Here is a 13,649-nt window from a genome sequence, read left to right as displayed (position 1 = left end):
CGCACCTGTGGCATCCATCCTGTTCCCATGGACAGTTTCCCGCAGCGATGCGAATACCCTGACAGTCAAGGGCGTCGCAAGTGACTCTGACAAGATCACTGCAGTAAGAGTCAATGGTGTAGAGGCAACCCTCTCATCAACGGCTGTGCAGGCATTTGCGTATCCCTCTCCCCTCTCTTCGAGCTCACCTGTGGGCTCGGGTACCGCGGACACCGGCGGCGACCAGGTTGAGTGGGAAGCGACGATAGAGCTGAGCGACAATGCAGATACCACTATTGTGGTGGAGACCGAGGATGAAGCTGGTAATGTGGAGTCGTCTGCAGACAGCGCACAGGTAATCAGGCGAGCCGTGCCGATCCAGTTTGTAATGGATACCGAAGGACGCCGCCTGGTAGGACAGCCCTGGCACGACCAGATCGTGATCATGGGGCTGGACGATGACAGTTACCAATCCCTGAAATTCAATGACCAGCCATATTGCCAGGGGCTGGGACTGCGCACCGACCGGGACCAGATGATTTGCACTAACCTGTTCAGCGACCAGCTGGAAATCACCGGCATCTCTCTGGATACGAAAGAGCAAGAGTTCCTGATCGGCTATCCCCTGCAGCTGGACCCCGCCGAATGGTCCTTCGCCAACGTACGTGAGACCCACGTTTCTTCGGACAACAGTGGCCTTTTCATTCTGCTGACCTACTTTTCTGCCTCAGATTATTCCCTGAACAAGTCCGTGATCCTGCGTTATGACTTTGGCAGCTCTACGATGGCCACAGTTGTCGACGGCACCACTGATAGCGGCAAAAAAGTAGCGTCAGATAATTTTGCGCTGGCTGAGAATGGAATGCTGCTTTTTAACGGCCACTGGGGCGATGACAACGGGGATGACAGCCTGCAACTGGTCGACTATGACGGCGCAGACTCCCAGGCTGTAACTGATGCCTTCAACCTCCTCCTCGCAGGAATTGACCTCGACAGCACCGAAACATGGGCATACATGGCCGGTTACGATGGAATTGCCCGTGCCAACCTGATTGAAGGAACTCAAGAGGTGCTGTCACTGGAAGCCGACGAACTTGAGTTCAATGTTGCCCAGGTTAGCTCCATTGGGGTGGACGAGGTAAACAGCCGACTCCTGGTCTCCGATTCAGATTACAACTATATATTCTCTGTCGACCTTGAGACCGGCACTCGCAGTGAGTTTGCCTCAAACGGCGTGGGCAACGGCAAACACCTGCTGGCCCCCCGCGCACTGCAACTTGACGAGGCCAACGGCCGGGTGTTCTTGCTAGACGACGGCGGCAATGCCAGGGCAGTGCTGTTCTCGGTTGACTTGCTAACCGGCGACAGAGATGTCATCACGTACTTCGACCACGACTGCAACCATATCGCCAGCGACCTGGATTACGACCCGGAGGGTGGCCGCTTGTTCGCCACGTTCGATCACGCCGTAGTTGAAGTGGACGTTGAAACCGGGCAAGTTACCCCTGTCGCCCCGGCAACTGCCTCCACCAACGATTGCGCCGGATCGTCCTACCAGTTTACCGGCAGCACCCTGGACCTTCCTTCGAACCGGCTGCTCGTAACCGAAACTGGTAACGACGCAATTATGGCCGTGGACCTCGCTACAAAGGTGATTACCAACGTCTATTCCTCCAGCAGCATCAATGTCCCGGTGGATGTGGCCATGGACAACGCCTCGGGCAACCTGTACATCGCATCGCAGGCCAATGGCGATATTCATAGCTACTCGCCGGAAACGGGCGAATTAACTTTGCTTCTCGACAGCTGCCTGGACGCAAACGGGCAGGATGCCATGGATATCAATATAGGAGGCATTCAGGGTATCACCATGGACCCGGCCCGGCCGGTGATGTGGATTACCGGCGATCAGTTGTTGCGCTTTGACCTGGAAGCCGGCAGCTGTTCAGCAATGCCCTGGCGATATTTCGGCTATGGCCTGGTGGACAACCGCAGCATCCTGGATTTGGCCATAACCGAGAGCGGACAGCTACTCGGGGCCAAGTTCAATCAGATGGTCCAGGTTGATTTCGAATCCGGTGAGCTGGTCACCGTTTCCAAATAAGCCAACCAATCCAAGAAACAGGCAGGGGCGCCATGCGGCGCCCCTGTTGCCAGCTAGCATTCGACCACTCCCCCCCTTGGCCAACCTTTCGCCGACTAGCCCAGGTTAATCCAGGGTAACGTCCAGCACTTCCAGAAACCGGTTGGCACCGGTCATAAACTCCATAACACCCAGAGCCTCGACGATTTCCATATCGCTGGCCCCCTCCCGCCGGGCGGCATCAATATACTTCTCCCCATGGTCGTATGGGGTCTGGTTGGCGTGGTGCGCGAGTTCCAGCAGTGCATGCTCCTTTGGGGAAAGGTGCGCATGATCGGGGTCAAGCCGGATTTGCAGGATTTCCTTTGGGTCCACCTCCCGCTCCTGCAGCAACTCACTGTACCTGGCTATGCCATATTCGTTGCGGTTGTCCGCGGACACCACCAGGGCAATACTCTCCTTCAACCTGACTGACAGGCAACCATGCATCATCAACACCTTGAACTTTTCCCATTTCAGCCGCAGCAGCTCAGGGTGATGCGCGTAGGCGCGGAACATATTGGGGATAGAGCCAAGCTCATCCTCGATCTCGGCAAAGACTTTCTCCACCGCTTCATCGGCAGGTCTCTGCACCAGGGGTATCCGACTCATAATCCTTCTCCCAAAGCGCCGTGAATTACCAGTCAGGGTGCTAATCAGCCTTCCCGACCGGCAACAGCACTGTATATAATCCCAGCATGAGGAAGATCATCCACTGCGACTGCGACTGCTTCTACGCCTCGGTAGAAATGCGTGACGACCCCAACCTGCGCGGGAGGCCGCTGGCCGTAGGGGGTGCCAGTGACCGTCGCGGGGTGATCTCGACCTGCAATTACGAGGCCCGGAGCTACGGGGTCCGATCTGCCATGCCCAGTTCGCAGGCAAAAAAACTGTGCCCTGACCTCATTGTAGTACCCGGTAATATGAAAAAATATCGGGAGGTAAGTGCCCAGATCCGGGAAATTTTCGCTGATTACAGCGATGCTGTGGAACCGCTGTCCCTGGACGAAGCGTATCTGGACGTCACAGATAGCGAACATTGCCAGGGCAGCGCGACCCTGATCGCCCGCGAAATCCGCCGACGGGTGGAATCCTCCCTTAACATCACCATCTCGGCCGGCGTCGCCCCCAACAAATTCCTGGCCAAAATAGCCAGTGACTGGCAAAAACCCAATGGCCTGACGGTCATTACCCCGGACCAGGTCGACGAGTTTGTGCTGCGCCTGCCTGTGGAGAAGATCCACGGCGTGGGACGGGTCACCGCAGAGAAGATGCATCGCCGCGGCATTCGGACTTGCGCTGACCTGCGCAATTTCACCAGGGTCGAGCTCAGCCAGCTGTTTGGCAAGTTTGGCAGCCGTCTCCACGACCTCTGCCGGGGTATTGATGACCGTCCGGTACGGAGCGATGGCTCCCGCAAGAGTGTGAGCGTGGAGCGTACTTTCAGTGAGGACTTGCCCACGCTGGAGGCCTGGCAGCAGGAGATGTCTGAACTCTATATAAGGTTGCTCGAGCGGCTGGAAAAACTGGGCGAACGCTACGAAATAAGCGGCGCCGGGGTAAAGGTCAAGTACAGTGACTTCTCCACCATGACTCAGGAACGCTCCAGCCAGAACGCGCGTGCCACTGAATTCCGGCACCTCCTCCAGCAATGCTGGGACAAGCGTGCCGAACCGATCCGGCTGCTGGGGCTGGGGGTCAAACTGAAGGATCTGCGTGCCGAGATGGGGCCGGAACAGCTGCCGCTACCATTGAAATACCGTAACCGCCACGTATCCAATGCCTGAACCAGCGGCTCCAAACCAGTCGGCACGTACCAGTCAGTAAATCTGGCGTAGCCGGAGTCTACTAAAACAAAGCTTTTCGGCCAGCCAACTATACTCACCCGAGGCAGGAGGCGGGAACGCCATGAAAAAAGTGCTCCCGAGCGCCCTGGTCGGCTGGTTCCTTTCATACGCCCGTCGACTCAGGCACCCACAGTTATTCAAGTGGATTTGCGCTGTATTCATCGTCGATCTGTTTGTCCCCGACCTGCTGCCGTTCGTGGATGAGGTCCTCCTGGGACTGGCCGCTCTCTACCTGGGCAGCCGCAGGAAACCCACAAGCAGTGATTTACCCCGCAGCAACGCCGACGGGGATAACAGCGATAAACGTCAGCATTCTTTCGCACAGCATTCACAGCGAAAAGACGACGGGCAAAGATGACCGGTTTCCGGCCGCCAGTGATCGGCCGGCCCATGCTCGCAACCGAATTGTTTACGAGCGGATTTGGGAAGCGCACGGAGGCGCGATAACTTGTCCCGCAAACATTACCAGCACCTTAACGACGAGGCGCTGCTCGAGTTTTATCACTCGACACGCAACCTCGGGGCCTTCCAGCACCTGTACTCCCGGTACAAGGACTCGCTCTATCGTTACTGTGCACAGATGAATTTCAACTATGCCAGTCGAGTCCTCGAGGAGCTATGGACCAGCCTGCTCGAGCATCCTCCCGCCTTACAGGGGCGCCTGTTGCGGAGCTGGCTATTTATCCGCCTCAACCGATTGCTGCGCCGCCATCCGGAAGAAACACTGGAAACCAGCCCGGCGACCTCCAGGGCCGGGCCACCCGGGGCCCCCTTATTGGAGGCCATCCAGCAACTGCCCCGCCGGCTTCGGAATATTGTCCTGCTACACATGGAGTGCCAGCTGCCACTGGCCACAATTGCGGATATCGAGGGAATCTCGCTGAAACAATGTCGCGATCATTACCATGACGGCAAGGAACAATTGCGGGAGATATTGCATGGACCGCGGCGGCAGCCGTGGCGTATCGCGGAGGTGACTGTATGAGTGTTTGGGAAAGCCAGTACCGGGAGGCGGCCAGCCAGCTGGCCTCGCCGGAGAACCTGGATGAGCGTATATTGCAGCAGGCCAGCCAGTACAAGCCGGCCCCCAGTAACAGCCGTCTTGCCTCCGGTGCCGCCGGCAGCTTCGCTGCTGTAGCCGTGCTGGTACTTTTGATTCACCCGGCCCAGTACCTGGGTGCATTGACTCCCGGAGGCTCAACTGGCACCGGCACAGATCCGCTGGAAAACTGGCAGATGCAGCAAAAGGCACCAACGCCCGTTGAGAGGGACCAGTGGTTTGCTCTCCGCGGGGAGGTGCGAGCGGGTAACTACGTGACATTGTGTGAGCAGTGGCGAAAAGAGCAACGGGGAGTTTTGGATGCCCGTCTTCCCGCGGACCTGGCCCGGAAAGCGCGCCGGCATTGCCGTCTGCTGCCGACGCCCTGACAGCGGCCCGGCACCCTGGCTGTCAATCAGGAGCCGTGCTCGCTCAGGTAATGCTCAGGATCACCTTACCACGGGCACGGCGCTCGGTAATTGCCGCAAATGCGTCGCGGAACTCCTCAAAGCTGAATACCTCAGTGGTTATCGGGTTCAGGCGCCCTTCCTCAACCATCTGCAGTAACTCGGCAAAGTTCTGCAGGTTGGCAGAGGGATCCCGCTGTGCCCAGCTGCCCCAGAATATGCCCATGATGTCGCCAGCCTTGAGCAGAGGCAGGTTCATGGGCAGGTGGGGGATATCCCCGGACGCAAAGCCGATTACCAGGTAGCGCCCACACCAACCGATAGAGCGATAGGCCTGTTCGGTATATTCGCCTCCCACCGGGTCAAAGATCACATCGGCACCGCGGCCACCGGTCAGCTCCTTGATGCGCGCCTTCAGATCCTCCTGGCTGTAATCAACCAGCTCGTCGGCTCCCGCCTCCCGGCAGAATTCGAGCTTGCGGGCGCTCGAGGCGCAGGCAATCACACGCGCTCCCAGCGCCTTACCCAACTGGATTGCCGTCACTCCAACGCCCCCTGCGGCTCCCAGGACCACCAGGGTTTCGCCCTCTTGCAGCGCAGCGCGCTGCTTCAGCGCATAGTAGGAGGTGGCATAGGTAATACAGAAACCCGCCGCCTGCTCAAAACTCAGGGTTTCAGGCATCGGTACCAACAGGTTCTGGTCGACATTTACCTGCTCCGCGAACGCCGACATGCCGGGCATGGCAATGACTTTGTCTCCGACGCGGAAGCGTTTGACTTTATTTCCCACGGCGCTCACTACACCGGCGCATTCGCCACCGGGGATAAACGGCAACGGCGGCTTTACCTGGTATTTCCCGGCGATGACCAGTACATCCGGGAAGTTGAGCCCCGCTGCCCGCACATCGATCCTGACCTCCGTGTCACCGGGGACAGGGGATTCGCGGTCCTCAATCACCAGCGTTTCTACCGGTCCATACTCATTGCATATCAGTGCGCGCATCAGCCAAAACCTCGTCAACTCATCATTTTAGACACCGACCAGGCGGTGTCGTTCTACACCCGGTAATACGGGTAGCTCACGCCAGGTCAACCTCGAGCGCTTCCGCGGCCTTCTGTACGAACTTGAGGGTCTGGTTAAAGCCGCCGACCAGTTCCCGCTGCCCGGTCTCATCCCCGATTTCCTCGAGGGCCGCGAGGACGTTCTCGCCGGTCTGCTCACCAGGCGGCAAGTAAATACCTTCGGTCTCCAGGATCCGGGCCTGGGCGAAACCGCCCGCTCCCGCACACAGGATCGTGCGGTTTGGTGCTTCCCCGGCGACCAGCGCGACCAGGCCAGCGGTTACCGATTCTGGGGTCATCAGGTCCAGTACACGCGTGTCCTGGATCAGGTCCTCGGTCATGCGTGTGGCGGCCGTCGGGGAAAGGCAGTTCACGCGAATTCCGTATTTCTCTCCTTCCAGGCACAGCGTATTCATCAGGCCGACCAGGGCGGTTTTCGCAGCTCCGTAATTGGATTGCCCGAAATTGCCATATAGACCGGACGACGAGGTCGTCATCACGATCCGGCCATAACTCTGCTCCCGCATCTGCGGCCAGGCCGCTTTAGTGCAATGCACCGAGCCCATCAGGTGCACATCGATTACCTTGCGGAAGTCCTCGATTGCCATCCTGGCAAATGACTTGTCCCGCAGGATCCCGGCATTGTTCACCAGGATATCGACCCGTCCCCAGTTTTCGACCGCGGCCGCGATCATTCCCTCTACCTGCTCGTAGTCGCAAACATTGGCACCGCTTGCAATGGCCTCACCGCCGGCCGCGACGATCTCCTCAGCCACCTGCTCCGCCGCGCTCATCGATGCACCGTTACCGTCCCGGGCACCCCCGAGATCGTTTACCAGCACACGCGCGCCGCGGCGGGCCAGTTCCAGCGCATGGGACCGGCCAAGACCATTGCCGGCCCCGGTGACGATCGCAACCTGCCCATCAAATCGGATAGTCATTGAATGTTCCTCAGCTAGTCTCCGGTAAACTGCATTACCAACCATTCGGCAATCAGGGCTGGCTTTTCCTCACCCTGGATTTCCATGGTCATCTCAAGCTTGACCTGGAACTGCCCCGGGGCCTTTTCGACAATATCCATCACCCGGGCCCGGACCCGGACGCGCTGGTTTACCCTGACCGGGTTGATAAACCGCACCCGGTCCAGGCCGTAGTTAACCGCCATCCTCATCCCGTCGATGCCGATCTGCAGCTGCTCAGCAAAATGGGATAGCAGGGACAGGGTAAGGAAGCCATGGGCAATGGTGGAACCGAATGGGGTTTTACTGGCGGCTTCCGGATCCACGTGAATAAACTGGTGGTCCCCGGTGCAGTCGGCGAACGCGTTGATACGCGACTGGTCGATAGTCATCCAGCCTGTGGGCTCCGGTTCGTGGCCGATAAACTGCTGCAGGTCATCACTGAGAATCGCTGTTGGCATATGCCGCTCCTTTTCTCTGTTGATCCCATACTCACCATTCAACGCGGCCAGGCGGACTTGAACGGTCTGTATTTCAGTAGGCGGATACGCCCCCATCTACCGCCAGTGCCTGGCCGGTAACGTAGGTCAGCTTCGGGGACAACAACATCAGCATGGCACTGACCACCTCATCCGGCTCTGCAAGGCGTTTCATCGGGCAGCCCGCCGCCAGGAATGCCTGGAAGTCCTGCGCGCTCACCCCATCCGGGGTTTCGATATCCGTCACCATCGGCGTCAGGGTAAAGAACGGGCAGACGGCATTGACACGAATCCCATGGCTGGCATTTTCAATTGCCGCAGTTTTCGTCAGGCCAATAACGGCATGCTTGGCCGCCGCGTAAGAGGCGATCTTGGGCGCACCGCCCAGCCCTGCCATGGAAGAGACGTTCAGCACAGTACCCGACTGCTGCTTTTTCATCAGCGGCAACTGGTGCTTCATGCCAAAGAAAACCCCTTTCTGGTTGATGTTGTACTGTCGATCCATTTCCTCTTCACTGGTCTTTTCCACCGACATCATCGGCGGCGCCACACCGGCATTATTGACTGCGATATCCAGCCGCCCGAACGCCTTCGCAGCCGCATCCACCAGTGCCGCGCAGTCAGCTTCCCGAGACACGTCACACCGCTGCGCCCGCACCTCTACCCCGGTACTGCCCAGCTCATCTGCCAGCGCCATCAGGACGGTTTCGTTAATATCGCCCAGCACCAGCCCCGCACCCCGGGCACCGAGTTCACGGGCAAGCAGGGCACCGAAACCGCTGGCAGCCCCGGTCACCAGCGCCACACGGCCGGAAAAATCCAGAATCGGGTCCAGTTTCATATCAGATCCCTCCACAGGACGTCATGCCGCCATCGACCACCACACACTCACCTGTGGTATAACTGGAGGCGTCGGAGACCAGGTACAATACTGTGCCAGCCATTTCCTCCGGCTCCGCATGGCGGTGCATGGGTATGTGCCCGATGGCAGTCTTGTAAATATCCTCATGGGAGAACAGGGCACCGGCGAACTTGGTCTTGGTCAGTCCCGGCAACAGGGCATTTACGCGGATATTGAACTGGGCACACTCCTTGGCAAAGGCTTTGGTCATATTCACTACTGCCGCCTTGGTAATGGAGTAAATGCCCTGGCCCACGCCGGGCTGCAGGGCATTGATCGAGGCGGTATTCACGATAACCCCACCACCCTGCTCGCGCATCAGCTTGCCCGCCTCCACTGACATAAAGAAGTAGCCGCGGATATTTACATCGACAGTCTTCTGGAATGCGCCCAGGTCGGTATCGAGAATATGGCCAAAATAGGGGTTGGTCGCGGCGTTATTAACAAGGATATCGAGGCGTCCGAACTTCTGGCGGATCTCACCAATCACCCGCTGGATATCCTCCATATTGCCGATATGGCAGGGGACCGCCTCCGCCTGGCCACCGGCATCGACGATGGCATCGGCCACCGCCTTACAACCTTCCATTTTGCGGCTTGAAACCAGGACGTGGGCGCCCTGCTCTGCCAGCAGTTTTGCAATAGACTCACCAATACCCCGGCTGGCGCCCGTTACCAGCGCTATTTTGCCGCTCAGGTCAAAAAGGTTCGTGGACATCATCGATTCTCCGTACTTTTCCTGTCAGTATTCTTTTTCAATCACATCCAGCGCGAACCGGGCCACCGGGTCCACCAGGGCGCCCATCCGCGCGGCATTTTTGCTGGACGCATTGCCCTGCTGCGCACGCTTGGCCACCCCCTGGATAATCGCAGCCAGGCGGAAAAAGCTGAACGCAAGGTAAAATGCCCAGTTGTCGATCTTCTCGATACCCATTCGCTGGCAATAACGGGCCACATACTCCGCCTCAGAGGGAATGCCGAGCGCCTGCCGATCCACCCCCATCAGTCCCGACATTTTTTCGCCGCTGGCAGGCATGCGCAGCTGCATGCACTGGTATGCCAGGTCCGCAAACGGGTGCCCCAGCGTCGACAGCTCCCAGTCCAGCACGGCAGTGGCCTGTGGTCGCTCCGGATGGAACACAATATTGTCGAGCCGGTAATCACCGTGCACCAGAGCTACACGGCCGTCGTCCCCGGGGAGGTGCCCGTCCAGCCACTCGATCAACTGGTCCATCGCGGGAATCGGATCAATTTCCGATGCCCGGTACTGGCTGCTCCAACGATCAAACTGCCTCTGATAATAGTTCCCGGGCTTGCCGTAATCCGCCAGCCCCACTGCCTCGATGTCTACACTGTGCATGGCGGCCAGTACCCGGTTCATCTCCTCGTAAATACCCGAGCGCTGGTCGTTATCCACTTCCGGCAGCGCCGCATCCCAGAAGATGCGCCCTTCACAATACTCCATGATGTAAAACATGGAGCCAATCAGTTCGCGGTCCTCACACAGGTGCAGGACTTGCGGCACCGGTACCGCCGTGTCTGCCAGTGCGCGCAAGACCCGGAATTCGCGGTCCACCGCATGGGCGGACTTGAGGAGCTTGCCCGGCGGCTGGCGCCGCAGGACATAGGTCCCGGACGGCGATTCCAGCCTGAATGTGGGATTCGACTGGCCTCCGGAAAATTTGGTCGCCCTGATCGGACCAGAAAAGCCCGGGAGCTGGTCAGCCAGGTATTGTCCCAGGGCCTCCAGGGGTAACTGGTCGATACCGGACTGCTCTTCCAGGGTATTGCTCTCTGTCATCTCAACCTCCCCGGGGCGCTGTCGCGCCACCCTTTATCTCTTTTTTTCAGGTTTGTTGGGTTTACTTCACAAGGGCACCGTAGCGGGCGGCCAGGTTGCGGCCCAGCTGCATCATATGTACCTGGTCTGGCCCATCGGCCAGCCGGATTGTGCGGGCATAAGCATAAGCGTGGGCCAGCACCAGGTCCTGCCCCAGGCCCGCGGCTCCATGGATCTGGATCGCCCGGTCGATTACATTGCAGGCCATCTGTGGGGCAACAATCTTGATCATGGCAATCAGGTCCCTGGCCGCCTTGTTGCCGTGACGGTCCATCTGGTCCGCCGCTTTCAGGGTGAGCAACCGCGCTTGCTCGATTTCGCAGGCTGAGCGCGCAATATCCTCCCGCACCGACCCCTGTTTGCTCATCGGCCGGCCAAACACCACGCGCTGCTCAGCGCGCTGCGACATCATCTCCAGCGCCCGCTGCGCCAGGCCGATCAGGCGCATACAGTGATGGATACGGCCCGGGCCCAGGCGCCCCTGGGCAATTTCAAATCCCCGCCCCTCACCCAGGATCAGGTTCGCTGCCGGCACCCGCACATTCTCGAACACGACTTCCGCATGCCCCTCGGGCGCATCGTCATATCCGAAGACCGTCATTGGCCGCACAATCCGGACTCCCGGGGTGTCGGTGGGCACCAGGATCTGCGACTGCTGCTGGTGCCGGTTCGGGTTGTCCGGGTCTGTCTTCCCCATCACGATCATGATCTTGCAGCGCTTGTTCATCAGGCCACTGATATAGAACTTGTGCCCATTGATGACGTAGTCGTCGCCATCGCGCACGATCGAGGTTTCGATATTGGTCGCGTCCGATGAAGCCACGGCCGGCTCGGTCATGGCAAAAGCAGAGCGAATCTCGCCATCTAGCAAAGGTTGCAACCACCGCGCCTGTTGCTCCGGGTTGCCGTATTGCGCCAATACTTCCATGTTGCCGGTATCCGGGGCGCTGCAGTTGAATACCTCGGAAGCGAACAGCACCCTGCCCATTTCCTCGGCGAGCGGCGCATATTCCAGGTTGGTAAGGCCTGCACCAAACCTGCGGTCCGGCAGGAACAGGTTCCATAGTTCCTCTTTCCGCGCCCGGGCCTTGAGTTGCTCCATCACCGGCGGCTCACCCCAGCGGTTCGCCTGCAGCTGCTCCAGGAAAGCCTGTTCGCTCGGATACACATGGCAGAGCATAAACGCACGCAGGCGCTCGAGAAGAGATTGGACCCTGTCGGAATATTCGAAGTGCATGATCGATTTCCTTACCTGTTCGGGGCCGACCCGGAAGTGGTCAGCTGTAAGTTATGAATTCCCGCCGGTCGTGGCGTTCGAGATGGGGGATATGGTTGAAACTGTGCAGGCTGATATCACCGGGACTGGAGAAAAAGTGGCTGATCGCCGTATTGCGGATCTGCATATTCAGCTTGATGACCGCCTCGGGCCCGGCCGCCATCACCGACCGCACCATCATCGCAATGGCACCTCCGGAACTCACCACCAGCGTGCGGCTACCGCGGGGACTGTCCGACAGGACGGCCAGGGCTTCACCGATGCGCTGTTCAAATGCAGCCCAGCTCTCCCCCGGAGCGATCTCATCGCGAATCCAGGCACCCATGGCCTTTTTCAGGAAGCGGTAGTAATCGCTCCGCCCGGCGCCGCGATCGGGTATCGCCGCGGGATCCAGCTCCCCATAGGTGCGCATTACTGACTGGAAATCGAACTCGTTCAGTTGGGGCAACAGCTCGACGCGGGCATGGTCCAGCCCAGCTCCTTCGCAGATCCCGCTGGCGGTTTCCCGGTGGCGTCTCAGGTCCCCGCACAATATCCGGTCGAAGCCCGCCTCCTGCTCCATCCAGTGTTCGCCCAGCCAGCGCGCCTGGCGCCAGCCCAGCTCGGAAAGCTTGTCGTAGTCAGCGGCGCCAAACGAAGCCTGCCCGTGGCGCACGGTAAAGAACTCGGCCAATCTGCTTCTCCCCTGTCAACCAGGATTTCACCCTAACGCTGCCAGTTGAATCATTAAAGTTTATTGTGCGAATATCCAGCCATTCACGGCCGTGATTACAGCAGCGGGCAACAGCAGGGCGCACCATGCAACTCAAACAGATGGATATGAATCTCTTCCTGGTGCTGGACGCCATCTACAGCCAGCGCAACCTGACCCGGGCCGCAGAGCAACTGCATATTACCCAGCCCGCCGTCAGTAATGCCCTGGCCCGGCTCCGCCGCAGCCTGGATGACCCCTTGTTCACCCGCACGCCAAGTGGCATGAACCCCACACCCTTGACCGAGCGCATCATGCCCCAGGTCCACCAGGCGCTGGCTCTTCTGGGGGGCAGCCTCAACCAGCAGGCCCAGTTCGATCCCGCTACCGCCAGCAAGACACTGCGGCTGTCCATGAATGACATGGCCGAAACCCTCCTGCTACCGCGTCTGCTGGAGCGCCTGCAGGAAAGGGCCCCGGGCATCTCAGTGGAGTCCTTCTATGTGCCGCGGGACCAGCTGGTGAAAGAGCTTGCGGCCAACACCCTGGATTTCGGGCTGGACATTCCGCTGGTTTCCGCGCCACAGCTGCACCAGCAGCGCCTCAGTAACGACCGCTACCTGTGCATGTTACGCAGCGACCACCCACTGGCGGAACAAGACGGCCTGACACTGGAGCAGTACCTGCAGCTGGAGCACGTCCACGTTTCCAGCCGGCGCAGCGGCCCCGGGCTGGTGGACATTGCCCTGAACAAGCTGGGGCGCCGGCGCGATATCCGCCTGCGGGTGCAGCATTACCGGGTGGCACCGGCAGTGGTCATGCGCACCGACCTGGCCCTGACAGTTCCAGCGATCCTCGCCAACCAGTACCCGGTGCGCCTGTTCGAACTGCCATTCCAGGTACCCCAGCTGGACTGGCATCTGCTCTGGCACAAAAACCAGCATGAGGATCCCGCCAGCATCTGGCTGCGCGGGGAGCTGATGGAGCTTTTCCAGACCTGATCCCTCCCGGTCCGGCACCCTCCGGGCCCAATCAAGACAGCACCCC

Annotated in this window: 15 protein-coding genes; 6 read left to right on the top strand and 9 right to left on the bottom strand. The window is 59.4% G+C overall.

Features of this window, described 5'->3' with window-relative positions; translation table 11 throughout:
* Window positions 1-7: 7 nt before the first annotated feature.
* Window positions 8-2,083, top strand: a complete 2,076-nt coding sequence (locus tag ACH6CX_RS16050; protein ID WP_237064270.1) for a hypothetical protein — start codon at window positions 8-10, stop codon at window positions 2,081-2,083.
* A 105-nt stretch (window positions 2,084-2,188) separates the two neighbouring features.
* Here ACH6CX_RS16050 and ACH6CX_RS16045 read toward each other — a convergent pair whose 3' ends face one another.
* Complete coding sequence (locus tag ACH6CX_RS16045) at window positions 2,189-2,713, bottom strand: peroxidase-related enzyme (protein WP_233005715.1); 525 nt, start codon at window positions 2,711-2,713, stop codon at window positions 2,189-2,191.
* Between the two features lie 86 nt (window positions 2,714-2,799).
* On the opposite strand from ACH6CX_RS16045, the gene dinB reads away from it, so the two are divergent.
* The 4 genes from dinB (at window position 2,800) to ACH6CX_RS16025 (ending at window position 5,376) form a co-directional block, all read left to right on the top strand.
* The gene (gene dinB / locus ACH6CX_RS16040; RefSeq protein ID WP_233005716.1) at window positions 2,800-3,888 is read left to right on the top strand and encodes a DNA polymerase IV; all 1,089 of its coding nucleotides are present in this window, start codon (window positions 2,800-2,802) and stop codon (window positions 3,886-3,888) included.
* Window positions 3,889-4,009: 121 nt separating this feature from the next.
* The gene (locus ACH6CX_RS16035) at window positions 4,010-4,306 is read left to right on the top strand and encodes a DUF6116 family protein (protein ID WP_233005717.1); all 297 of its coding nucleotides are present in this window, start codon (window positions 4,010-4,012) and stop codon (window positions 4,304-4,306) included.
* A gap of 90 nt (window positions 4,307-4,396) precedes the next feature.
* A complete protein-coding gene (locus ACH6CX_RS16030) occupies window positions 4,397-4,933 on the top strand; it encodes an RNA polymerase sigma factor (protein WP_233005718.1) in 537 nt (178 codons plus the stop codon).
* Window positions 4,930-5,376: a hypothetical protein gene (locus ACH6CX_RS16025; protein ID WP_233005719.1), complete on the top strand. Its 447-nt coding sequence runs from the start codon at window positions 4,930-4,932 to the stop codon at window positions 5,374-5,376. The genes ACH6CX_RS16030 and ACH6CX_RS16025 overlap by 4 nt, the downstream gene beginning before the upstream one ends.
* Window positions 5,377-5,419: 43 nt before the next feature.
* Here ACH6CX_RS16025 and ACH6CX_RS16020 read toward each other — a convergent pair whose 3' ends face one another.
* From ACH6CX_RS16020 to ACH6CX_RS15985, 8 genes are all read right to left on the bottom strand, one after another.
* Window positions 5,420-6,397 (bottom strand): NADPH:quinone oxidoreductase family protein, encoded by a 978-nt coding sequence (locus tag ACH6CX_RS16020; protein WP_233005720.1) that lies wholly within the window; start codon window positions 6,395-6,397, stop codon window positions 5,420-5,422.
* A 76-nt stretch (window positions 6,398-6,473) separates the two neighbouring features.
* Window positions 6,474-7,397 carry an SDR family NAD(P)-dependent oxidoreductase gene (locus ACH6CX_RS16015; protein WP_237064274.1) on the bottom strand — a complete coding sequence of 308 codons (924 nt, stop codon included), beginning with the start codon at window positions 7,395-7,397 and terminating at the stop codon, window positions 6,474-6,476.
* 14 nt (window positions 7,398-7,411) lie between these two features.
* A complete protein-coding gene (locus tag ACH6CX_RS16010) occupies window positions 7,412-7,876 on the bottom strand; it encodes a MaoC family dehydratase (RefSeq protein ID WP_233005722.1) in 465 nt (154 codons plus the stop codon).
* Between the two features lie 73 nt (window positions 7,877-7,949).
* Window positions 7,950-8,735, bottom strand: coding sequence for an SDR family NAD(P)-dependent oxidoreductase (locus tag ACH6CX_RS16005; protein WP_233005723.1), 786 nt, complete (start codon window positions 8,733-8,735; stop codon window positions 7,950-7,952).
* Window position 8,736: 1 nt separating this feature from the next.
* Window positions 8,737-9,513: an SDR family oxidoreductase gene (locus ACH6CX_RS16000; protein ID WP_233005724.1), complete on the bottom strand. Its 777-nt coding sequence runs from the start codon at window positions 9,511-9,513 to the stop codon at window positions 8,737-8,739.
* A gap of 24 nt (window positions 9,514-9,537) precedes the next feature.
* The gene (locus ACH6CX_RS15995) at window positions 9,538-10,596 is read right to left on the bottom strand and encodes a phosphotransferase (protein ID WP_233005725.1); all 1,059 of its coding nucleotides are present in this window, start codon (window positions 10,594-10,596) and stop codon (window positions 9,538-9,540) included.
* Window positions 10,597-10,657: 61 nt separating this feature from the next.
* On the bottom strand, window positions 10,658-11,872 hold the full coding sequence (locus ACH6CX_RS15990) for an acyl-CoA dehydrogenase family protein (RefSeq protein WP_237064276.1): 1,215 nt from the start codon (window positions 11,870-11,872) through the stop codon (window positions 10,658-10,660).
* Between the two features lie 40 nt (window positions 11,873-11,912).
* A complete protein-coding gene (locus ACH6CX_RS15985) occupies window positions 11,913-12,584 on the bottom strand; it encodes a histidine phosphatase family protein (RefSeq protein WP_233005727.1) in 672 nt (223 codons plus the stop codon).
* A 125-nt stretch (window positions 12,585-12,709) separates the two neighbouring features.
* On the opposite strand from ACH6CX_RS15985, the gene ACH6CX_RS15980 reads away from it, so the two are divergent.
* Window positions 12,710-13,603, top strand: coding sequence for a LysR family transcriptional regulator (locus ACH6CX_RS15980; protein WP_237064278.1), 894 nt, complete (start codon window positions 12,710-12,712; stop codon window positions 13,601-13,603).
* Window positions 13,604-13,649: the final 46 nt, after the last annotated feature.

Origin of the sequence: Microbulbifer sp. JSM ZJ756, from assembly GCF_044383805.1 — a bacterium.
In the GTDB taxonomy this organism is placed as follows: Bacteria; Pseudomonadota; Gammaproteobacteria; order Pseudomonadales; family Cellvibrionaceae; genus Microbulbifer; species Microbulbifer zhoushanensis.
Note: the sequence above shows the minus strand (reverse complement) of the source record. Positions and strands in the feature narration are given on the sequence as shown.